General features: G+C 63.7%; 20 protein-coding genes and 1 other RNA gene. 9 read left to right on the top strand and 12 right to left on the bottom strand.

Features of this window, described 5'->3' with window-relative positions; genetic code table 11:
- Positions 1-12: 12 nt before the first annotated feature.
- The 3 genes from AB0H22_RS01335 to AB0H22_RS01325 form a co-directional block, all read right to left on the bottom strand.
- Positions 13-1,362, bottom strand: a complete 1,350-nt coding sequence (locus AB0H22_RS01335) for an FAD-dependent oxidoreductase (protein WP_180748400.1) — start codon at positions 1,360-1,362, stop codon at positions 13-15.
- 145 nt (positions 1,363-1,507) lie between these two features.
- A complete protein-coding gene (locus AB0H22_RS01330; RefSeq protein WP_180748399.1) occupies positions 1,508-3,247 on the bottom strand; it encodes an acyl-CoA dehydrogenase in 1,740 nt (579 codons plus the stop codon).
- A 114-nt stretch (positions 3,248-3,361) separates the two neighbouring features.
- Positions 3,362-4,027: a short-chain dehydrogenase gene (locus AB0H22_RS01325; RefSeq protein WP_358144281.1), complete on the bottom strand. Its 666-nt coding sequence runs from the start codon at positions 4,025-4,027 to the stop codon at positions 3,362-3,364.
- A 112-nt stretch (positions 4,028-4,139) separates the two neighbouring features.
- Here AB0H22_RS01325 and AB0H22_RS01320 point away from each other — a divergent pair, with 112 nt between their 5' ends.
- Genes AB0H22_RS01320 through AB0H22_RS01310 form a run of 3 tightly spaced genes read left to right on the top strand, consistent with a single transcriptional unit; the run spans position 4,140 to position 7,207 of the window.
- On the top strand, positions 4,140-5,030 hold the full coding sequence (locus AB0H22_RS01320; RefSeq protein WP_358144278.1) for a helix-turn-helix domain-containing protein: 891 nt from the start codon (positions 4,140-4,142) through the stop codon (positions 5,028-5,030).
- Positions 5,031-5,079: 49 nt separating this feature from the next.
- Positions 5,080-6,183 (top strand): peptide chain release factor 2, encoded by a 1,104-nt coding sequence (prfB, locus tag AB0H22_RS01315; RefSeq protein ID WP_180748396.1) that lies wholly within the window; start codon positions 5,080-5,082, stop codon positions 6,181-6,183.
- The gene (locus AB0H22_RS01310) at positions 6,176-7,207 is read left to right on the top strand and encodes a mechanosensitive ion channel family protein (protein ID WP_180748395.1); all 1,032 of its coding nucleotides are present in this window, start codon (positions 6,176-6,178) and stop codon (positions 7,205-7,207) included. The genes prfB and AB0H22_RS01310 overlap by 8 nt, the downstream gene beginning before the upstream one ends.
- Before the next feature lie 124 nt (positions 7,208-7,331).
- On the opposite strand, the gene AB0H22_RS01305 is transcribed toward AB0H22_RS01310, so the two are convergent.
- The gene (locus tag AB0H22_RS01305; RefSeq protein ID WP_180749678.1) at positions 7,332-7,538 is read right to left on the bottom strand and encodes a hypothetical protein; all 207 of its coding nucleotides are present in this window, start codon (positions 7,536-7,538) and stop codon (positions 7,332-7,334) included.
- A 173-nt stretch (positions 7,539-7,711) separates the two neighbouring features.
- Between AB0H22_RS01305 and ftsE the strand changes: the two genes are divergently transcribed.
- The 3 genes from ftsE to smpB are packed head-to-tail and all read left to right on the top strand — an operon-like array spanning position 7,712 to position 9,780.
- Positions 7,712-8,401, top strand: coding sequence for a cell division ATP-binding protein FtsE (gene ftsE, locus AB0H22_RS01300; protein ID WP_180748394.1), 690 nt, complete (start codon positions 7,712-7,714; stop codon positions 8,399-8,401).
- Positions 8,402-9,304 (top strand): permease-like cell division protein FtsX, encoded by a 903-nt coding sequence (gene ftsX, locus AB0H22_RS01295; protein WP_180748393.1) that lies wholly within the window; start codon positions 8,402-8,404, stop codon positions 9,302-9,304. It begins immediately after the preceding gene.
- The gene (gene smpB, locus AB0H22_RS01290; protein ID WP_180748392.1) at positions 9,301-9,780 is read left to right on the top strand and encodes an SsrA-binding protein SmpB; all 480 of its coding nucleotides are present in this window, start codon (positions 9,301-9,303) and stop codon (positions 9,778-9,780) included. Before ftsX ends, smpB begins: the two co-directional genes overlap by 4 nt.
- 9 nt (positions 9,781-9,789) lie before the next feature.
- Here smpB and AB0H22_RS01285 read toward each other — a convergent pair whose 3' ends face one another.
- The gene (locus AB0H22_RS01285; RefSeq protein WP_180748391.1) at positions 9,790-10,254 is read right to left on the bottom strand and encodes a DUF2834 domain-containing protein; all 465 of its coding nucleotides are present in this window, start codon (positions 10,252-10,254) and stop codon (positions 9,790-9,792) included.
- 81 nt (positions 10,255-10,335) lie between these two features.
- On the opposite strand from AB0H22_RS01285, the gene AB0H22_RS01280 reads away from it, so the two are divergent.
- Entirely contained in the window at positions 10,336-10,941 is a 606-nt protein-coding gene (locus tag AB0H22_RS01280) for a TetR/AcrR family transcriptional regulator (RefSeq protein WP_358144274.1), read from the top strand.
- Positions 10,942-10,995: 54 nt separating this feature from the next.
- Positions 10,996-12,558, top strand: a complete 1,563-nt coding sequence (locus AB0H22_RS01275; protein ID WP_255485583.1) for an NAD(P)/FAD-dependent oxidoreductase — start codon at positions 10,996-10,998, stop codon at positions 12,556-12,558.
- Here AB0H22_RS01275 and AB0H22_RS01270 read toward each other — a convergent pair.
- Positions 12,555-13,124, bottom strand: coding sequence for a hypothetical protein (locus AB0H22_RS01270; protein WP_358144271.1), 570 nt, complete (start codon positions 13,122-13,124; stop codon positions 12,555-12,557). The two genes, AB0H22_RS01275 and AB0H22_RS01270, sit on opposite strands and share 4 nt — an antisense overlap.
- A 123-nt stretch (positions 13,125-13,247) precedes the next feature.
- Here AB0H22_RS01270 and ssrA point away from each other — a divergent pair.
- Positions 13,248-13,616: a transfer-messenger RNA gene (gene ssrA, locus AB0H22_RS01265) on the top strand.
- Positions 13,617-13,691: 75 nt separating this feature from the next.
- Here ssrA and AB0H22_RS01260 read toward each other — a convergent pair.
- Genes AB0H22_RS01260 through AB0H22_RS01235 form a run of 6 tightly spaced genes read right to left on the bottom strand, consistent with a single transcriptional unit; the run spans position 13,692 to position 21,969 of the window.
- The gene (locus AB0H22_RS01260; RefSeq protein WP_358144269.1) at positions 13,692-14,915 is read right to left on the bottom strand and encodes an MFS transporter; all 1,224 of its coding nucleotides are present in this window, start codon (positions 14,913-14,915) and stop codon (positions 13,692-13,694) included.
- Positions 14,912-16,765 (bottom strand): asparagine synthase (glutamine-hydrolyzing), encoded by a 1,854-nt coding sequence (asnB, locus tag AB0H22_RS01255; protein WP_358144266.1) that lies wholly within the window; start codon positions 16,763-16,765, stop codon positions 14,912-14,914. Before asnB (AB0H22_RS01255) ends, AB0H22_RS01260 begins: the two co-directional genes overlap by 4 nt.
- A 49-nt stretch (positions 16,766-16,814) precedes the next feature.
- Positions 16,815-18,656 carry an asparagine synthase (glutamine-hydrolyzing) gene (asnB, locus tag AB0H22_RS01250; RefSeq protein ID WP_358144264.1) on the bottom strand — a complete coding sequence of 614 codons (1,842 nt, stop codon included), beginning with the start codon at positions 18,654-18,656 and terminating at the stop codon, positions 16,815-16,817.
- A 36-nt stretch (positions 18,657-18,692) separates the two neighbouring features.
- A complete protein-coding gene (locus tag AB0H22_RS01245) occupies positions 18,693-19,334 on the bottom strand; it encodes a hypothetical protein (RefSeq protein WP_358144262.1) in 642 nt (213 codons plus the stop codon).
- Positions 19,331-20,425 carry a 3-deoxy-7-phosphoheptulonate synthase gene (gene aroF, locus AB0H22_RS01240; protein WP_358144260.1) on the bottom strand — a complete coding sequence of 365 codons (1,095 nt, stop codon included), beginning with the start codon at positions 20,423-20,425 and terminating at the stop codon, positions 19,331-19,333. Before aroF ends, AB0H22_RS01245 begins: the two co-directional genes overlap by 4 nt.
- On the bottom strand, positions 20,422-21,969 hold the full coding sequence (locus AB0H22_RS01235; RefSeq protein WP_358144258.1) for a 4-hydroxyphenylacetate 3-hydroxylase N-terminal domain-containing protein: 1,548 nt from the start codon (positions 21,967-21,969) through the stop codon (positions 20,422-20,424). The genes aroF and AB0H22_RS01235 overlap by 4 nt, the downstream gene beginning before the upstream one ends.
- Between the last annotated feature and the right edge of the window lie 2 nt (positions 21,970-21,971).

Below are 21,971 nucleotides of genomic sequence, written 5' to 3'. Positions count from 1 at the left end.
CGAAGACCAGCATCACGGCTCTCCGTGTCGTCCGGTCGCGGCCAGCAGCTCGGGCACCGTCTCAAGCTTCACTCGGGGGCGCCCCTGTGGTTCACCGGTGGCGCGCTCGCGTGAATCGATGGTCAGCCAATCGGATTGAGACACGATGTGTGGCTCGTGACCCAATAGCCATTCCTCGAGTGCGGCGGCATCGGGTGCGGCACCCAGTTCGGCGGTCACCAGCTCGGCGAGCAGGGTGTCGACCGTCCCCTGCGAGTCGCTCTTGTTGGTTCCGATGACGCCGACAGGGCCTCGCTTGATCCAGCCGACCACATATTCGTTGTCGCGGTCCTCAATGCGTCCCGCACTGTTGAGAATGACCCCGCGCCGCGAGTCGAAGGGCAACCCGGGCACCGCTACCCCGCGATATCCGATGGCGCGCACCACCAGGTGGGTAGACAGGGTTACGCGCTCACCAGTGTCACGGGCGACGATGTATCCGTCCTCCTCGACTAACTCATTGCGGCCCAACGTGATTGATTCCACCTCGCCGTCGCCGTGTAGCTCGATGGGGGAGGTTCGGAACTGGAACACCACGCGGCGATTGCCCTCGGTGTGCGGCCGCTCGGAGTATTTGCGCAAGGTCTCGATGTTGGTGCGGGTGGGCTTGGGTGCGGCCGCAAGCTGTTCGTCGCTGATGCCGGTTAGGTCATCGGGGTCCACGATCACGTCGACACCGGGCAGCTCGCCCATTTCGCGCAGTTCCAGCGGTGTGAAGGTGGCCTGCAGGGGACCGCGCCTTCCGATGATCACCACCTCGCGGATCGCATTGTGGTCCAAAGAATCCAGCGCGCGATCGGCGATATCTGTGGTGTGCAGCGACTCCGGGTCCATGCCCAGGATGCGTGCCACGTCGAGTGCCACGTTGCCGTTGCCCACCACGATGGCGCGCTCTCCCGAGAGGTCCACCGTCACGTCCTGATGCGTGGGATTGGCGTTGTACCAGCCCACCACGTCGACGGCAGCCACACAGCCGGGTAGGTGGTCGCCCGGGATGCCCAGTGGCTTATCTGACTGGGCTCCCACCGCGTAGATCACCGCGTCATAGCGAGACGCCAACTCTTCTGCGGTGATCTGGACTCCGACTTCGATGTTGCCGAAGAACCGGAAACGCGGGTGCGTCGCCGTTTTCTCGAACACCGCGCTGACCGATTTGATCTTCGGGTGATCGGGCGCAACGCCCGACCTCACTAAACCCCAAGGGGTGGGCAGCATCTCGAGCATGTCGACATGCACGTCGAAATCGGAGTGTTTGAGCAGCGATCCGGCGGCGAAGAACCCGGAGGGTCCGGCACCGACGATGGCGACGTGAACGGCGCGCACCCTCGTACGTCCTTATCTGCCCGCCAAGGCAGCAGCTGTCGTCGGCTATGGGCTGGCCGACAGGGGGCTGGCCGCGGTCCTGTGCGGACGGGTTACCCCACCGATGCTAGCGACGGTTCCGAGGGTGCGTCGGTAGACGTGCGGACTAGGCCCGCATTTCGTAAGTACCGGACAGTGCCTCGACCCGATTCCAAATCTCATCGAAGCGTTCGGAATTGAATACCGGTTCTGAAATAACGTCCTTGGCCCACTGCCGTTGTGAGGCGGTGGCCTCACGCTTGCCGAGCAGGTCGACCGCATACTGCGAGAAGTCCCGGTTGAGGATCTCAAAGATCTGATCGAGGAGCGCGGCGTCGGTGCCGCGCAGTTTGGCCTGCTCCAGAATCAGCCCGCCGTATACGACGAGCGTGAACAGCTCGCCGATGGAGAGCTGCAGGTCCAGGCCGGCGCTCTTGATGGCGTCCTTCTCGGCGGCCACCAGGCTGGCCAATGCCTCGGCCCGCTCGGTGAAGGCCGCGACGTTGGGGATGCCGGCGTTCTCAGTGAAGGCCTTGCGCCAATCGTGGAATTGAACCCTGCCCAGGCCAGCTGCCGCGCCCTGGTTGAACAGGAACTCGTCATCGGCGGCCTGCAGTTGTACCCCGGGGATCGGCAGATCCTGGGAGTGGTGCAGGTAGGCGGGCATGAACTTGAGGATCAGCGCGAGGTTGACGGCCACCGTGCCCTCCAGCTTGGGCAAGCCGGTGACGTCGATCCGGGCGGCTGCGGTGTAGCTGCTGTTCTCGAAACCCTTCGCTGACACGACGTCCGACAGCAGCGCCAGCACCTTCTCGGCCTCGGTGGTGGCCTTCATCTTGGTTACCGGGTTGAACAGCAGGTAGCGCCGGTCCTCCGCGTTGGCGGTGCGGAAGTAGTCCACTGCCCGCTCGCTGAACAGCTTCATTCCCAGCAGCCGGGCGTAGGCGTCGACGAACTCACGGCGCACATGGTCGAACTTGGTGACGGGGTTGCCGTACAGGATCCTGTTGTGGGCGTGGGTGATTGATTCGTAGAAGGCGTGGGTGGACAGGCCGATCCCGCCGAAGCACAGGTTGAACTTGCCGATGTTGACGGTATTGAGCGCCGCGCTGAAGGCGTCGGCACCGACGTGCAGGATGTCGTCCTCGCTCACCGGGTACTCGTTCAGTTCGAACTCGGCGACGTACATCTGGGACGGCACCACGTTCTTGACCACCCGGTAGTTGGGGTGCTCGCTGTCGGCGAGGAAGAACACATATTGGTCCAGCCCGTCGCGGCCCTCGACGCGGCCGAAGACCGAGACGATGCGGGCGCAGTTGCCGTTGCCGATGTAGTACTTGCTGCCGGATGCCTTGTATCCGCCACCCTCGACCGGGGTGAGTACCAGGTCGGTGGAGTAGATGTCGGCGCCGTGGGCCTGCTCGGACAGACCGAAGGCAGCGACGGCACCGCCGTCGAGTAGGTCGGCGGCGCGCTTGCGCGGGTCGGGGTTGGCGCTCTGCCACACCGGACCGAGTCCGAGCACGGTCACCTGCCACGGGTACCAGTAGTTGAGGCCGTAGAAGCCGAGGATCTCCGAGAGCTTGGCCACGCGGGAGGTATCCCAGCGCTTATCGGCGTTCCCGGCGCCGTCGGCGGCGGGGGTCAGGAAAGTCGCGAACAGCTTCTCGCGTGCCGCGAAGTCCAGAAAGTCCTGGTAGAAGACCTTGTCTACGTAGTCCTGGAGGAGCCGGGTCTTCCCGCGCTCCTCGAACCAATCGACGGTCGCCTTGAGGAGACGACGGGTTTCGCCGTCGAATTCGGCGAACTCGTCCTGGGTCGGGTGCAGCAGTTCGGTCTGGGGGGCGGTTTTCGTATCCTGACTCACGGTCAGGAACTTACCAGTGCGTCAGTTTGGTTGGGGAGACCCCGACGAGACTGCGGTGCGATCGAGGTTCCGGCTCAGATCGCGCTCTGAATACAGGCTCGATGGGGGAAGGCGTCAGTTGACTCGACGTGCTGAGTGGATGTCCGTCTGGTCGACTTCGTGACGACAATGGCGGTGTCGTCGCCGTCCGAGCCGGGCCAATGCCATCAGTGCGAGATCGTCGGCATCCATCGCGGGCCGATGCGGTACATAATCGTCGAACAGGACAGCCTCTACGTCTTGCCGGCGCAGGTCATCCTGGATGCCCGACGTGAACGTCGAATCGGCGTTGCGTGGCTGGGTGTGGTGGAAAATTCCTTGTGTTGCCAGTGATCTCACCATGATGACGCCGCCCTCGCCGCGGTCGGCGATTCTCTGCCCAAACCGGTGGGTGAGATAGAGCGTGCGCATTCGGTTCAAGTCGGATTCGCCGAAGCGGCCACCGGCGGCATCCTCGTCGGTGACGCATACCAGTAGACCCACGTCGATATCGTCGGTGGCCACGGCGAGCTCGCCGGTGAAGACGTCGGGAGAGGTGGTTCGGACACTCACGCCGGCAGTCATGGTCAGCGTGTACGCATCGGCTCTCCCTCCGTGTGCCGCAAGGACGATGTTGATGCCGTTTGCGGCGATATGGCGTGCGAATGCGGCCGCGGTTTCGGTCTCTCCAGCGGCGATGACGGCCCACGGGCCATACTCTGATTTTGGTAGAGCGGCTAGCTGTTGCCCGAAGGAGTACATGTGGAGCGGGTCCCCCAGGTAGCTAGGCGGCTAAATATTGCATTTCTTCGTCAAATTCGATATATCAAATACCAACGAATATTAGCAGCGCGATGACCCGATTGGGGTGCGAATGACGAAGCCTGCACCCGCCGTTGTGCGTGCCACCGAAATCCTCGACTACCTGGCAGGTCGACCCACGCAGCCGCTGTCGATGACCGAGATCGCTGAGGCCGTCGGCGTCAACCCCGCATCCACGCTCGCGATACTTCAGGCGCTCACGGAGGGCGGGTACATAGTCCGCCACCCCCGCCACAAGACGTATTCCATCGGTCCCTCCATGCTGATCACCGGTCACGCGGCACGGGTGCGCTTTGAGATCGCCGACGTGGTGGATGCGGAGGTGAAGCAACTCGCCACGCAGTTCGGTACGGCGTGTACGGCGTCGATGATTGCCGGAGAGGACGTCGCGGTGATCGCATCGCACGGTCGATCGCCCGCCGGTGCCAGTTACCAGGTAGGGCAACGTATTCGGCTCGCCGCGCCTGCCGGTCTGGTGTTTATGGCCTGGGCGCCGGAGGACGCGGTGCGTCGATGGCTGCTGCGTGCGACTCAGGTGATCACCGACGAGCTGTGGGCCGGGATGCAAGCCATGTTGGCCGGCATTCGCCGGCAAGGCTATTTCGCGTCTGTGCAAAGCGATCGCGTTGACAAGTTCTACCTGCAATACGGCGCGGCTGCCCGCCACGGCTCTGTCGGCGAGAGGCTCGACACCATCCAATCGATGCTCGCGGCCTTGCTGGCGCGAATGGGCGAGCCGATCGATTTCAGCGAGCCACGACGGATCGGGTTTCTCGGCGCGCCCGTCTTCGGCGGCGACGGGGAGGTGGCGGTAATGCTCAGCGTGTTGGGAACCCCCGACCGCCTCACCGAAGCCGAGGTCGCGGACGCGGGCAATCGGCTGAGATTCAGCGCCGACCACATCACCTCGATCACCCACGGCAGGCAGGGTGTCGGCACGTAAACATCGGGTTGGAGTGGGCGGCACGATCTGCCCGGTAGCCTGAACTGTTGTGGATCTGGACTGCCAAGCCGATATCGCTGACCTCGACACGACTCTCACCACGGTGGAGCGTGTTCTCGACGTCGACGGCCTGCGAAGCCGGATCAAGACGCTCGAGGAAAACGCCGCCGACCCCAACCTGTGGGACGACCAGGCTCACGCTCAACAGGTGACGAGCCAGCTCTCGCATGCGCAGGGCGAGCTGCGGCGGGTCGAGGCGTTACGGCAGCGCCTCGATGATCTGCCGGTGCTGTACGAGCTTGCCGAAGAAGGTGATGACGCCTCGGTGGCTGCCGAGGCTGATGTCGATCGTGCCAAGCTGCGCGAGGATATCGAGGCAATGGAGGTCCGGACGCTGTTGTCCGGCGAGTACGACGAGCGCGAGGCCGTGGTCACCATCCGATCCGGCGCCGGCGGCGTGGACGCCGCGGACTGGGCCGAAATGCTCATGCGCATGTACATCCGTTGGGCCGAGGCGCACAAATATCCGATCGAGGTGTTCGACACCTCCTACGCCGAAGAGGCGGGTATCAAGAGCGCCACCTTCGCCGTGCATGCACCCTTCGCCTACGGGACGTTGTCGGTGGAGCAGGGCACGCACCGGTTGGTGCGGATCAGCCCGTTCGATAACCAGAGTCGGCGGCAGACCTCGTTCGCCGATGTCGAGGTGCTCCCGGTGGTGGAGACGACCGATCACATCGACATTCCCGAAGGCGATCTGCGTGTTGACGTTTATCGATCGAGCGGACCGGGCGGGCAGTCGGTGAACACCACCGACTCGGCGGTGCGGCTCACGCATATCCCGACGGGCATTGTCGTCACCTGTCAGAACGAGAAGTCGCAGCTGCAGAACAAGGTCGCGGCGATGCGCGTGCTGCAGGCCAGGCTGCTGGAACGTAAGCGCCATGAGGAGCGTGCCGAAATGGATGCGCTCAAGGGCGACGGTGGTAGCTCGTGGGGTACCCAGATGCGCTCGTACGTGCTGCAGCCCTATCAGATGGTGAAGGACCTCCGTACCGAGCACGAGGTGGGCAACCCCGCGGCGGTGCTCGACGGGGACATCGACGGATTCCTCGAGGCCGGGATCCGCTGGCGCAATCGGCGAGATGACTAGCGCCGCTGAGTTCAGTGCGGCGAGTCTTCGCCTAGCAGAGCGCTGGAACACCTTGTGGTCCAGCCAGGTTGGACGCTGGCTGCTCGACAACGGTTTGCGGATCGTCATTGCCGTGCTTGGTGCGGTCATTCTGATCCGCTTCATCAACTGGGGTGCCCAAAAGCTCACCCGTCGGCTGGACCGCTCGTTCACCCAAAGCGACGCCTTGGTCCGTTCGGAAGCCAGCAAGCACCGGCAGGCGCTCGCTTCGGTGGTCTCCTGGTTTGTCGTGGTGCTTGTCGTCGTCATCACCACCGTGCACGTCGTTGGGGTCCTGGGGATCTCGATAGGCGGGCTGGCGGGTCCGGCCGCGGTGTTGGGCGGTGCGCTCGGTTTCGGCGCGCAGCGTGTCGTTCAGGACCTGTTGAGCGGGTTTTTTCTCATCACCGAAAAGCAGTACGGCTTCGGTGATCTTGTGGAGCTGTATGTGCAGGGGCAGACCACCGAGTCCCGAGGGACCGTCGAGGAGGTCACCCTGCGGGTTACCAAGTTGAGGTCGACCGAGGGCGAGGTGATCACCATCCCCAACGGGTTGATCGTCAAGGCGGTCAACCTCTCCAAGGATTGGGCACGCGCGGTCGTCGACATCCCGGTGCCGACGAGCGTCGACCTGGCCCGGGTCAACGATGTGTTGTACGACGTCTGCCAGCAGGCGCTCGTAGACCGCGATCTCTCGCAGCTGCTGCTCGATGCCCCGTCACTCATGGGTGTGGAGAGCATCGAGGTGGACCGGGTCAACGTGCGCATGGTGGCGCGGTCGCTGCCCGGTAAGCAGTTCGAAGTGGGACGGCGGTTACGCGCCAAGGTGATTGCGGCCCTGGCTAAGGCAGGTGTCGCGTTGGTGGGGGACAGCCGCCCGGTGGTGCGCACGATGTCGTCGTCGAGCTCCGGTGAGCTGAAACGTGATGCCAAGCGCGACGACGGTCGCGACGAAGGTGTCGACACCAAGCCGCAGCCGGTCGTGAAGCGGAGTGATCTCGAATGAGTGAACCCGGCGAGGGCGCGCTGATGGAAAGGATTCTGTCCCGCGCCAAGAAATTCCGCGACAAGATTCGGATCAGGACGTCCACGGCCGTGCTGATCGTCTCTCTCATCGGGGCGACCTGGCTCTACGACGTCACCCGGCCGGAACCGTCGCCGCCACAGCCGCCCCCCGGATATACGTGGGTGCCGAAGCCCAGCGTCACCACTCCCGCACCGCGGCCCGTGCCGTCCACCACGTGGCGTCCGACGACCACCACTGCGCCCACCACGACGACGACGGAGCCGACCAACACGATCGTCACGACGTTCCCGACGTTGACGCCCAGCGGAATGCCGCCGACACCCCCGACGACGACGGCACCTCAGCCGCCGGGTCTGTTACCGCCCTGGCTGGTCCCGCCGCAGCTTCCGCCGCTGCCGGGCGTGCCTCCTCCGCAGCCTTCCTCTCCCGCTCCATAGTGCGGCGTCAGGGTCATCACGGCTTTCCCGGCTAGACTGGCGTGCCGTGATCAGCCTCGAAAAGGTAACCAAGCTCTACAAATCGTCGGCTCGGCCCGCATTGGACAATGTGAGCCTCGAGATCGACAAGGGTGAGTTTGTGTTCCTCATCGGACCCTCCGGGTCGGGCAAGTCGACTTTCATGCGGCTGCTGCTGGGTGAGGAGCTGCCCAGCAAGGGTGAGATCCAGGTCTCCAAGTTCCACGTCAACAAGCTGCGCGGTCGGGAGATCCCGCATCTGCGGCAGAGCATCGGCTGCGTTTTCCAGGACTTCCGGCTGCTGCAGCAGAAGACGGTTTACGAGAACGTGGCCTTCGCGCTTGAGGTGATCGGCAAGCAGACCGACATCATCAACCGGATCGTGCCCGAGGTGCTGGAGATGGTGAACCTGACCGGTAAGGCCAGCCGGCTGCCCTCGGAGCTGTCCGGCGGTGAGCAGCAGCGCGTCGGTATCGCGCGGGCCTTCGTGAACCGTCCGCTGGTGCTGTTGGCCGACGAGCCGACCGGAAACCTGGACCCCGAGACCAGTGAGGACATCATGGCGCTGCTGGAGCGGATCAACCGCACCGGCACCACCGTGTTGATGGCGACACACGACCATCACATCGTCGACTCGATGCGTCAGCGTGTGATCGAGTTGGAACTGGGCAAGCTGATCCGCGACGAGCAGCGCGGTGTCTACGGAGTGGATCGATAAATGCGTTTTGGATTCCTGTTCAACGAGGTCCTCACCGGCCTGCGTCGCAATGTGACGATGACGGTGGCGATGATCATCACTACCGCTATCGCGATCGGGTTGTTCGGCGGTGGTCTGCTGGTGATATCGCTGGCCAAAAACTCGAAAGCCATCTACCTGGACCGGGTGGAAACGCAGATCTTCCTCACCGAGGATCTGTCGGCGGGCGATACCAGCTGCAGTAGCGATATCTGTAAGGGCCTGCGCGACGAGATCGAGAAGCGTTCCGACGTGAAGTCGGTGCGTTTCGTGAATCGTGACGACGCGTACGCCGATGCGGAGAAGCGGCTGCCACAGTTCAAAGACCTGATGAAGGATGTGAGCAAGGACGCGTTCCCTGCCTCGTTCATCGTCAAGCTCAAGGAGCCGGAGAAGCATGCCGATTTCGACGAGGCATTCGTCGGTACGCCCGGTGTCAAGAGCGTGCTCAACCAGAAGGATCTCATCGACCGGTTGTTCGCGGTTCTGAACAGCCTGCGGGATGCGGCGTTCATGATCGCGCTGATTCAGGCCGTGGGCGCGGTGTTGTTGATTGCCAACATGGTTCAGGTCGCCGCATACACGCGGCGCACCGAGGTGGGCATCATGCGTTTGGTGGGTGCCACCCGTTGGTACACACAGTTGCCGTTCCTGTTAGAAGCGGTCATCGCTGCGCTTACCGGCGTGGCACTGGCGGTGATCGGTCTGATCGTGGCGCGGGTGACCATTCTGAATGGCGCTCTGCAACAGTTCATTCAGGCCAACCTGATCGCGCCGATCACCTATGGCGACGTCTTCCTCGCGGCCATCCAGATGGCGGCGCTGGGCATCCTGTTGGCCGGAGTGACCGCCTATGCGACGCTCCGTTTGTACGTACGACGATGAGTAAGAAACCGACCGACGGGCGCCAGATCATCGCGTCCAATCGCAAGGCGCGGCACAATTACTCGATTCTCGATGTGTACGAGGCGGGCGTCCAGCTGGTCGGCACCGAGGTCAAGACCCTGCGCGAGGGCAAGGCGTCGCTGGCGGATGCGTTCGCCACCATCGACGACGGCGAGGTGTGGCTGCGTGCGTTGCATATCCCGCAGTATGTGCAGGGCACCTGGACCAACCATGCGCCGCTGCGGAACCGGAAGCTGTTGCTGCACAGAGCACAGATCGATCAACTTCTGGACAAGATCCGCGATGGCAACCTGACGCTGGTGCCGCTGTCGCTGTACTTCCTGAACGGCAAGGTCAAGGTCGAGCTGGCGTTGGCGCGGGGTAAGCAGGCACACGACAAGCGTCAGGACATGGCCAAGCGGGACGCCTCTCGTGAGATCACCCGTGAACTGGGCCGGCGCGCCAAAGGCATGTGACCCGGCGGATTACGTGGCCACCGGTTGCGGCATCTGTTGCCTGCGTTGCCGTTCGACGGTGATCAGGTAGAAGGCCCAGGCGAACGCGAAGCTTGTAAAGAGGCTGGAGACGAAGTAAAGCCATGGGCGTCGGATGCCACGGCGGTACCCGTCGATGATGGTCATGAGGGGCAGCAGTATCACGTTGCCGATGGTGTAGTCCTGGCTGGCCGAGCCCGCCGCCGGGTTGACGAACATCAGCTTGATGTAGTCGATCCACCCCGTCACGGGGTTGGACACGTGGTATTCGGTGACGTATCGGATGTTGAAGTACCAACCCAGCGCGATGGATGCGATACCGACGATGTAGTAGCCGACCTCGAGTAGCGATAACGCGGGACCCGTTGCAGGCCGGGCGAATATCGTCCGGTTCGAGGAGACGATGAGCGCGATGACGGCGATTCCCAGGATTGCGTGGACGATCAGCGAGATCATTTTCGGAGCCTCGCAGCGAGTGGCAGTTTTGTCAATAGTGACATAACTTGCCTTCGGCCGTCCTTGGGGTACCTTTCGGGAATGGTGAGGCCTGCCCAGACCGTGCGCAGCGAGCGGACCCGCGCCGCGCTGCGGCAGGCGGCAATGGTGCGTTTTCTCGGCCAGGGGGTTGAGGAGACGTCGGTCGAGCAGATAGCGGCAGACGCGGGTGTCTCGCTGCGTACCTTCTACCGCCACTTCGAGTCCAAGCATGATCTGCTTTTTCTGGATTACGACCTCGGCTTGGAGTGGTTCCGCAGCGCCCTGGATGCGCGATCGCCGGGTGAGCCGGTCATCGAATCGGTGGAGTCTGCGATCTTCGGTGCCCCCTATGACGTCGACGCGGTGGTCAAGATCGCGACGCTGCGTAACCAGGAACTCGACCGAGCGCGCATCGTGCGGCATATTCGTCAGGTGGAGGCCGAATTCGCCGAGGTAATCGAGGGGCATCTCGTTCGCGATCACGGCGTCGCCGCCAATCCCGATGTGCGCCTGCAAAATACCGTGACGGCGCGGTGTATCGCGGCGGCGGTCTTCGGCGCCATGGACGCGTGGATGCTTGGGGAGGATCGCTCGCCTGAGGAGCTTGCGCGTTTGAGTCACACCGCGCTGGATTTCCTGAAGGCGGGAATCGGCGATATGTCCTGAAACCAAGTTTTGTCACTATTGACAAAACTTGACGGGCCGTGTCAACGTGGGGTGATGGCGGACTTCGAGGCGATCGTGATCGGTGCGGGGCACAACGGACTCACCGCCGCGGCGAAACTTCAGCAGTCGGGACTGCGCACGGTATGCCTTGACGCCAAGTTGTATGCCGGTGGCATGGCCTCGACGGTGGAGCTGTTCGACGGGTACCGATTCGAGATCGCCGGATCAGTCCAATTTCCGACATCGGCTGTCCTCAGTCATGACCTAGGGCTTGACACCTTGCCGGCCGTCGACCTCGATGTTGTTTCCGTAGCGCTCAGGGGGATCGGTGACGAGCCGCTCATCTACTACAGCGATCCGATGAAGCTGTTGACTCATCTCAACGAGGTTCACGGTGCCGAGGCGGTTAACGGCATGGCGGGCATCATGGCATGGAGCCAGGCGCCCACGAGGGCGCTGGGTCGATTCGAGGTGGGGCAGTTGCCCAAGACATTTGACGAGATGTATGCCTGCGCGACAAACGAATTCGAGCGTTCGAGCATCAACGAGATGCTCTTCGGATCGGTGACCGATGTGTTGGATCGGTACTTCCCGGACAAGGAGAAGCACGGTGTGCTGCGCGGGATGTTGGCATTCCTGGCGCTCAATATGACCTACCGCGGACCGGATACCCCGGGTAGCGCAGCCGCGCTGGCCTTCGGGCTGGCGATGCCGGACTCGAACGCCTTGCAGATGAAGAAGCTCCGTGGCGGTATTGGTGCGTTGACATCTCATCTACATGACCGTTTCGCCGCTCATGGTGGTGAGGTGCGCCTGCGCAGCAAGGTGACCGAAATCCTCACTGCTGACGGCCGAGTGACCGGGGTGAGCTTGGAAGACGGATCGACAATCACTGCACCGGTGGTTGTTTCGTGTGTGGCGCCCGATCTCACCGTCGTGGAGATGTTGGAGCCCTCGGCGGTGCCCGCGGATCTGCGCGACCGGTTCGCGCGCGTCGACCATCGTGGCAGCTATCTGCAAATGCACTTCGCTCTTGATGCGCTGCCGGAGTTCGTTGCGCCATACGAGAACCTCAACGATCCGGAGATGCAGTCGACGGTTGGCATCTACAGCACACCCGAAGAGTTGCAGACCCAGTGGGAAGACTGCCGCCGGGGGATTGTGCCCGCCGATCCCGCCGTGGTGTTCCAGATCCCGTCGTTGCATGACCTAGAGCTGGCGCCCGACGGTAAGCACGCGGCCTCTGCGTTTGCGTTGTGGTTCCCTGTCGAAACGGAACACTCCCGATACGGGGAGATGAAGACGGAGATGGGGCAGCGGGTGATCGACAAGATTTCCCGACTGGCTCCTAATTTCAAGGACATCATGCTGCGGCACACCACCTTCACGCCGCGGCATATGGGCACCATGTTCGGGGCGCCGGGCGGCGACTATTGCTTCGGGCTGGTTCATGCGGACCAAATCGGCCCCAACAGGCCGGGGCCGCGCGGATACCGTGACCATCCTTTGCCTGTCGACGGCTTGTATCTCGGGAGTGCAGGATGCCATGGAGGACCGGCGATTTCCTTCATCCCCGGATATAACGCCGCCCTGCAGGTACTCGCGGACGCCGGTTAGAAGGCTCGGCTGCCCGTCGGCGACAGCACGAATCCGTGCGGACCGTCGCCCGTGAAGTTATTGGGCAGGATGCAGATCGTCTCGCGTTGATCGCTCACACCACACGTGATCATCTTGTCGGTGGTCTTGAGGCCGTAGGTGATCTTCTGGCCGGGGGTCAGCGGGCGATAGGCGCTGGGGTCGACGGGCGCGGGGCCGGCCGGTGACGCATCGGGCCGCGCGACAATCTCCTGCTGGCCGAGGTCGGGCATGTGGGTCAGGCTCGCGGCCGGGGTATTGAGCGACACCGCGGCGATGTTCTCGTCGCCTGCGACACCGGGGAGCTTGCCCCAGCACGTGCCGTCGAGGCCGGTGGCCCGGGAGTTCGAGGTGATGCGGCACCGCAGGCCGTCCGGGGTGAGGAACTGCACGCCCGAGGTGGCGTACGCAGAGTAGGTCTCGAATGCGGTGGCCTCGACCGGCGCGTAGCCGTCAAGGTTGGGCACCGCCGGGTCCGCGGACGCCTGACCGGCGAAGACGGTTGCGGCGGCGGTGACGATGGCACAGATGGGGGGCAGCATTCGCATGGTGTTACTCCCGAAGTTCGGTGATCCCGAGCACGCTACCGTGGCGCGGGCCGGTAATTAGGTGGCTTCGTGGACATGCGGCGGTAGGATGGAGTGTCCCACCGAAGTTCGGAGGGAATGCGAGGGGCTGAAGGGTTTCGACTTCGCGCATCGAATTAAGGGAAGCGTGCCGGTGCAGGCAAGAGACCACCGTAAGCGTCATTGCAACCAATTAAGCGCCGACTCAAATCAGCGCGACTACGCACTCGCTGCCTAAGCGATTGCGTGTCTGTCAGACCGGGAGCTCCCGCGGCCCGGACCCTGGCATCAGCTAGCGGGATCAACCGGTGGTTTCGGCCGCGGAGACCACCGGGACACTTAACAGCGGCTGGGATCGTCATCTCAGCTTGTTCGTGGGACTGAGAGATCCGAGTAGAGACAAAACGAACTGCGCACGGAGAAGCCTTAAGGACAGGCCGGAGGACCCGGGTTCAATTCCCGGCAGCTCCACGTTTTACCAGGGAAAATGCCCTGACCTGAAGATTCCAGGTCAGGGCATTTTTTGTGTCGAGAAAGATTCGAGGTGGCTTAACGTGCAGCACGGCGTCTGTTCACCCCGAGTGCAGCCGCCACCGCGAGAGCGATCACGAGTAACGCAGACGACGCCGTCACCACCTCGGTGGACCGTGATGTCCCCAGGCCCATGATCCACACGCCGAATGCGGTGGCGGCGTACAGCACCGACAGATTCCAGGCCAGCGCCACAGCGGTGAACCCGGGGGAGGAGCCGACGATGAGTGTCTGCTGGTTGGTGTCGAAGGCCCCTGCGGCGAAGAACCAGACTGGTATCAGCACCAGGCTGATCCAGAGGGTGTGGCTGGTGAAGACGGCGGCGATCGTGATGGCCGCCACGACAAGCCACACCGGGAGCACCAGATACTCGCTGCCGCCACGTGCACGGACCCGGTCGAGGATGCGCCCGCCGACGAGCGATCCGACGAACATGCCGGCGCCGCTCAGCGCGCCGATGTAACCCAGCTGCGCCAGGTCGAGGTGGTATCGGGCGGCCAGCACCGCGGAAAGATACGTGTAGGCACCAAGATTCGCCGCGTGGAACCCGAAGGTGATCAGCAGCGTCCATGGCACCGGGCCGGGCCGCCAAACCCGGAACAGGTGTCCTAGCTGGCTGCCGGAAGGTGCGGGGGACTCATCGCGCCGATGTGCGTGGCGCAGCGCGCGCCAGAGCACCGGAGCGACGGCAGCCGCCACGATAGCCATCACGCCAAATGACCATCGCCACCCGAACTGGCTGGCGATCAGTGCACCCAGAGGCACACCGCATACCTGGCCCACGGCAAAGCTGCCCATCCCTGCCCCGATTGCGGTGCTACGGAAGGTATCTGGTGCTGTCTCGGCGATCCATGACCAGATCGCGGGGCCCGCCAGAGATACCCCGAGACCAGCGACGACCCGGGAGGCCAGGAGTATCCCGAAACTGGGTGTGAAGGCGGCGACGAGATTTCCGGCAGTGAAAACCAAGGCTCCCGCGACGATCAACGTGCGCGCACCCAGTACCGGATAAGCCAGGCCCTGGAACGGCCCGGCAATGGCCTGAATCGCGACGTAAGCGGTGACCAGCGCGGCGGCGGTGCTGGTGGTGACGCCGTATTGGTTCCCCAACGTGGGCAACAACGGGGCCACCAGATACATCTCGGCGCCGAACACGAAGAGCAGTGCGTAGAGCAGGCCATACCGGTGGGTGAGTTCGGCGGCCACCGAACGTCGGCCCGCCACAGGGGCATCCAGGCTCACAGTGCCAGCACCGGGTCGTAGCGGCGCAGCCAGTCGTCGAAGTTCAGGGCGATCTCCGCCTCGACGTTGCTGATCAGAACTCCTGGCGCCGAGACGGGCTCGAGCGCCACCCGCAGGGCCTCGGGGCTGAAGAGCTCGTGCAGTCGGCTGGCCGGGTCGGCCAGGCGCTCACCGAGCTGGCGTGCCACCTCCGTGGAGTAAGAGGGGTCCGGTACCGAGGGATACGGCGACTTGCGTCGCTGCGCCACGGCACGAGGTATCACGTCGCTGGTGGCGCCTCTCAGCACGCTCTTCTCGCGCCCATCGGCGGTTCGCAGGGACCAGGACAGCGGCGCCACGTATTCCACGAGGCGGTGATCGCAGAAGGGCACGCGCACCTCCAGCCCCGCCGCCATACTCAGCCGGTCCTTACGGTCGAGCAGTGTCGGGAGGAACCGGCTCAAGCCCAGGTAGGTCAGGGTCCGCATCCGTTCCTCCTCCGGCGAGGCCCCGACGGGAGCCAGCTCACCGACTGCGGTGCGGTACTGGTCGTGCACATAGTCATCGAGCCCGAGTTTCGCACGCAGCTCCGGCCGGAACAGCTCGGCTATCCGGCGATGAAGCCGCCCATGTGCGGGGCTGTCCGACATCCACGGGAAGGTATCGGCCTGTACGGCATCTTGGCGGTGGAACCACAGGTATCCGCCGAATACTTCGTCGGCCGACTCGCCGGACAGCGCAACGGTCGAGTGCTCCTTGATGGTGCTGCACAGCATGTACAGGCTCATGTCGAGATCCCCGATACCGAACGGTAAGTCGCGGGATTTGACGCATTCACTGCGGACTTCCGGGTCCGCGAGACCGGCGCCGTCGAGGACGATGCTGCTGTGTTCCGAGCCGATGAACTCGGCGGCATCGAGCGCAAATTCGGAATCGGCGTTGGGGGTGACCTCGGATCGATTGAACGGGGCCGAGAAATCGATCGAGAAGGACCGGACCCGTGTCCCGTCCAGCTGCGCGTTGGCCAGGGCGGTGATGGCGGTTGAGTCGAGCCCGCCGGACAGCAATGTGCACAGCGGCACGTCGGCGACGAGCTGGCGCCGGACGGTGTCGTCGAGGATCTCGCGCACTGCCGAAGCGGCCTCTGCCAGGTCTCCGGTGCGGGGCGGTATGGCCAGCACCTCCTCGATTGTCCAATAGCGTTGACGTACGAGGCCATTGGTGGAGAAGGTCACGATCTCGCCGGGTAGCACCTCCCCGATATCCGCATAGGGGCTGCGCCCCGGTACCTTGAGCAGCGGCAGCATGAGCTGGACGATGCCTTCCTCATCGACTTCGGGGCGCCGATTATCCCGCGCCAATATGGCTTTGGGTTCCGATCCAAAAGTCAGCGCGGAACCGAGCTGACGGAAGTAGAGCGGCTTGACGCCAAGCCGGTCGCGCACCAACGCCAAGGTGTGGGTGCTGGTGTCCCAGATCGCGAAGGCGTATATCCCGTTGAGCTTCTCGGCCGCTGCGGGTCCCCATTCGGCCCAAGCCCGCAGCACCACCTCGGTGTCACTGGCAGTGTGGAAGTCGTGGCCACGCCGCCGCAGCTCACTACGCAGCTCGCGGTAGTTGTACACCTCTCCGCTATAGGTGATCACCAGCCGGGGCTCGTCCTCGGTGGCGGGGGAGTAGACCATGGGCTGAGCACCGCCGGCGAGGTCGATGATGGCCAGTCGGCGGTGCCCGAGTCCCGCGATATCGGATCGCCAGGTACCCGCGCCGTCGGGCCCCCGTAGCGCCATGGTGTCCGTCATCCGTGTCAGCACCGCATCGGCGTCAGCCCCGAGCCCGTGATGATCGACCCATCCAGTGATCCCGCACATGTGTCGTTCCTTTCGTTGTTAGCCCGAATTCCGCCTTGCAGTGCCGTCGTTAACGGACGCGCACGCCGTAGTCGGTGAGCCAGGTATTGAGGTTGAGTAGGAAGCTCAATCCCGCGGTGGTGGTGGAGGCGGCGCGAGGGCTCGGCAGTGTCCCGTTCGTAGTGAGCCACGCCGTCGCCTTGTCGCGATCGATGATGTCGAAAACCCGGGCGTCTGGGGTTGCCAGCAGTTCGGCCACCCGACTCTGCACTGCAGCAAGGTAATTCGGGTCGGGATTAGGTGGGAATCCGCTTTTGCGGCGCTGCAGGACTTCCTGGGGAAGAAGGTCGGCCACCGCGCGGCGGAGCAGCCCCTTCTCCTGTCCGTCGACGGTTTTGATGTCCCACGGCACATTCCAGACGTACTCGATCAGCCGGTGGTCGCAGAACGGAACGCGGACTTCCAATCCGGTCGCCATGCTGATTCGGTCCTTACGGTCAAGTAAAGCGCCGATCCACCGGGTCAGTGCCAGATATGAGATCCGACGGGACACCGCGTCCTCGCCACTCTCGCCGTCCAGCCGGGGAGCGGCGGCCAGGGCTTCCTCGTAACGAGCCCGGGCATACCCGTTGGGGTCCACCGCATCTCTGACTTCCTCACGCAGCAGCACCGATGGGTTGGTCTTGCCTGCGAGCCAAGGGAATCCGTCGAAGCTGCGTGCCTGCGGTGAGGTGAAATACGGGTAGCCGCCGAAGATCTCGTCGGCAGACTCGCCGGAGAGAGCCACCGTGGAGAAATTCTTCACCTGGTCAAACAGGAGGTACAGCGAGACGTCCATTTCGCCCCACCCCGGCAGATCCCGAGCGTGTAGCACCTTGGCTTCGTGCGTGAGAACGTCGGTGGGCTCGACCAGGACCGTGGTGTGCTGCGTTCCGACATGTGCGCTTACTGCCGTGGCATAGGGCTGGTCCCGGGTGGGATGCCAGGTGGTGCTCTGGAACGACTGCGAAGATCCCGGGAAATCAACTGAGTAGCTTGCGATCTTGTCCTGCCCCTGGTCGCGGCGCAGATGCGCGGCGATCGCCGTAATGGCGCTCGAGTCGAGTCCACCCGAGAGCAGAGTGCCCACGGATACATCTGCGACCAGCTGGCGCTCCACGACATCGGTGAGTAGCTCGCGCACCTTCCGGGCCGAGGTATCGGCGTCGTCGTGATGTTCCACTGCGGTGAGGCTCCAGTACGCAGTGCTCCGCAGTCCTTGCCGGTCGAAGGTCACCACGTGCCCGGGCTGTACCTGGTTCAGCCCGCGGAATACGCCGTTGCCCGGTGTGGGAGCCGTGGCCACCACGAACAGCTCGGCGATCCCCGTGGTGTCGAGCTCGGCCGAGAACAGCGGATTCGCCAGTATTGCTTTGGGTTCCGACCCGAATAGCAGTCCGCCGTCGTAGTGGTGGTAGTACAGCGGTTTGATCCCGAGCCGATCACGCACCAGGACCAGCCGCTGTGCCCTGGCGTCCCACACCGCGAAGGCGAACATCCCGTTGAGGCGTTCGGCGACGGCGGGACCCCAGCGTTTGTAACCCTCCAACACCACCTCTGTGTCGGAGCGGGTACGGAACGTGTGCCCGGCCCGTCTCAGTTCGGCCCGCAGTTCTCGGAAGTTGTACACCTCACCGCTGTAGGTGATGACAACCTCCGACTCCTCGGGTCTCTGGGCATCGGCCATGGGCTGTGCGCCCCCGTCGATGTCGATGATCGCCAGCCGGCGATGACCCAGGAACGCATGAGCGCATGTCCACGTGCCGCCGGCGTCCGGCCCGCGTAGCCGCATGGTCTCCGTCATCGCCGTCGTCGTCGCGGATTCGAGACCGAGATCGCGCTGCCAGTCCACCCAGCCGGTAATGCCGCACATCGCGGCTCCTCTCGATAGTTCGGATCGTGTTGGGGCTCAGGGCTGTGGCGCGCCGGGAACTTCGGTCCCGGTCCGCAGGGTCCACCGGCAGCCGCGTGCCGGCTCGCTCGTCAGCTCGTAGGTGCTGGCATAGCCCTTGGCAGAGAAGTTCGCCGCGGTGGCCTTGGTGCAGTACTCGCAGGGGGAGGCCAGTGTGATCGGGACTCCGCGTGCGCGGGCCCGTTCCCGGTACTGCCATATCCCGCATCTCTTGACGGAGATCATTGCCGCCGAAACATTGGCGGTGACTTCGGTTTCGGAGTCGTAGTTCGCGAGCTGTCGGACGAAGCGGTCGGCCACCGATTGGGCGCAAGTGGAGTCAGTGGTGGTGGTCGCGTACACGTAGGCGTTAGAGCGGGCCCAATCTGCCATGCGCTCGTGCCCGAAATGTGCCACGAGGAAACGTTCCATCAGCGCCTGCGCCTGAAAAAATGCTTGCTGCCAATCAGATTCGCGTTCCCCGCTCGGGAGGTTCTCGAATATCCCGGCCTTGACCCGTATCCACTCGTCGACGAGTCCGGGTGCGTTCTCCTCGACGAAGAAGCGTGTCAGACCTGATTCGGCTTCGAAGAGCCGCTGTTGCCACAGCTTGGTGCGGTGTGAGGAGACCGAAACATCGGTGGCACTCGGTGTGCTCATGAGGCTGCACCTTCCGGGACGGTGAAGCGCCCATGCCGGATGCCGGCCTCCACCAAGGGAGGTTCGTCCTGGTGCGCAGTGGGCAGCGGACGCCCCAGCGCCTCAAGGATGGGCGTGAGTTCACGTACCAGGTGGGCGAATTGGCCGGGCAGCAGCGCCTGGTCCGCGTCGCACGACGCGGATGCCGGGTCGATGTGAACGTCCACGATGATCCCGTCGGCTCCGACGGCCGCTGCGGCCTTCGCCAGTGGCGCGACCAAATCGACACGGCCGGCCGCGTGGCTCGGGTCGACGATCACGGGCAGATGGCTGAGTTGCTTGACCACGGCCACCGCACTGACATCTAGAGTGAACCGCGTCGACGGCTCGAAAGTGCGAATACCTCGTTCGCACAGAATGACATTCGGGTTGCCGCCGTCCAGCAGGTATTCGGCGGCCAGCAGCCATTCTTCGATTGTGGCGGCCATCCCGCGTTTCAGCAGCACGGGCACACGTGTGCGCCCGAGAGCCTTGAGCAGTTCGAAGTTCTGCATGTTGCGTGCACCCACCTGTGCGATATCGGCACTGGCCGCGACCGCGTCCACATCGGCAGCATCGACGACTTCGGTGACCACCGGTAGGCCGGTTTGTGCGCGGGCGATCTCGAGGAGTCGCAGGCCCTCCCGCCCCAAGCCTTGGAAGCTGAACGGTGATGTTCTCGGCTTGTAGGCGCCGCCACGCAGGATGTTCGCTCCAGCTTGACGGACGGCCTCTGCGGTCCTGCCTACTTGTTGTCCGGACTCGACGGCGCACGGCCCCGCGGCGATAACGAAATTCCTTCCGCCTATCAGGATTTGGTCGGTGACGGGTACCACCGTGCCCTGTGGGCGGTACCGGCGATCGGTCCGGTGGAGTTTCCCGGGTGTGGAAATTACCCCAGTAACCCCGTCGAACGCCAGCAGGTCGTTTACGCGGTCGGGCTTCGGTGCGGGATGCAGCACGATATCTTCGGGCGCGCCGCCGCGCCATGGGTGGAACCCGGCATTGTGCAATGCATCGGCGATCCGCTGAGCTGATGCTTCGTCGGTGCCCTTCGCAAGCTCGACGATCATGGAGTGCCTTTCGTCTGGTCCCGGTGCTGACCCCGCGCAGTGGTGACGGAGGGCTCCAACGGGTTCTTGATGATGTCCCGCACTCGCTGAACGTGACGCGAATCCTGGTGTCGTCGAAGGAGGTTGATGCGATTTCGAGTGATGTCCCCGCGGTGCACGAATTCGTAGAGATCCTGGCGGGAACTGAAGCTATCGGCCGTCAAGTCCCACGCCAGCCGGAACAGCCGGGACTTGTCCTCCACCGGTAGGTTCTTGCCGCGCATGTAGCGATCGAGGAACGGCCGTAGTGGTGACGCGAGATCGGCTTCCGTGGGTTGCATGAGGATCCCCGCGGATCCGATCCGGCGGACGATCTCGGTGCATCGGGGCGCGATCTGCGCAGCCCAAACGGCTGCCGCCGGGGTTGCACCCGGCGCGAGCAACCCACCGTCGGTCGTGTGCGCGGTGGCCTCGCCCGCGTCGATGAAGTGGTCGAGAATCTCTACGTAGCTGGCTAGTTCGCCGAGGTCCTCTTGGATATTGCGAAACCCCTCTACACCAATCGATTCGGCGAGGACGATGCCGACCGATAACAATGACTGCAACCGCTCCCGATATCTGACTTGCCCAACGTATTGACTCCAGGCGTTGATGCGTCCGAGCCCCTCGCGGGCGAGTTGCCCGTCCCCCAACAGCAGTACACGTTCCCACGGCACGAACACGTCGTCGAAGAACAGCATCGAGTCCTGTTCGTCGAATCGCTTGCCGAACGGATGCGCATGCCCGAAATTGCTATGACCCAACGGTTCTCGGCTGAGAATCGTTAACCCCTCGGTGGCCACCGGAATTCCGAACCAGACGACGAACCGTTCGGCCCCTCTGTTGGCGAAGGAGGCCGACAGGTACACGAGGACCTCATGCGCGTAGGGAGCAAGCGTGGTGAGCTGCTTGGCTCCTCGCACGACGATCCCGTCCGAGTTCTCTGAGACCACGCGCAGGGCCAGATCCTCGTCGTCGAGCGGGGAGGCGCTGCGATCGATCTGTGGGTCACCCAGTGCATGCGCCAAGACCAGGTCGTTATCCGCCAGGTGCCGGTAGTAGTTCTCGGCATTGGCCTCGAACTCGGGCCTGTTCGTACCAAGCCGTTTCCGGAAGTCGTACAGACCCACGCCGATGGTCGACATGAACGCCGGCGACCTGCCGTGCAGACCCCAGGTCTCATGCATCCACACATCGGCGTTCCGGCGTTTGGCCCGCAGGTGTTCGATCGTGGTGGGCAGTTGATAGGCCGTCGCGATACGCCTGCCCCCGTCGTCCACCGTGAGCAGGTGGCTCAGTTCAGGGGAATGTTGCAGGTCGAAGAGGCGGCCCAACTCTCGCGCGGCCTCTGCGAACGCGGGGTGCTCGGCAACGTTCGCGATCCGCTCGCCGTTCAGCCACACCGTCCGCCCGTCGTTCAGTTCCTCCAGATAACGCGCAGATGTCTGTAGGCCTTGCGGCGCTGTTTCGGCGATTGGGCCGACCGGGTCTGCTTGGTGGCGGGTTGCTTCGATACTCGCTGTCATGG

The organism is Mycobacterium sp. NPDC050853, assembly GCF_040653875.1.
GTDB lineage: Bacteria > Actinomycetota > Actinomycetes > Mycobacteriales > Mycobacteriaceae > Mycobacterium.
The sequence above is the reverse complement of the archived record's forward strand: the minus strand, read 5'-3'. Positions and strand labels throughout refer to the sequence as shown.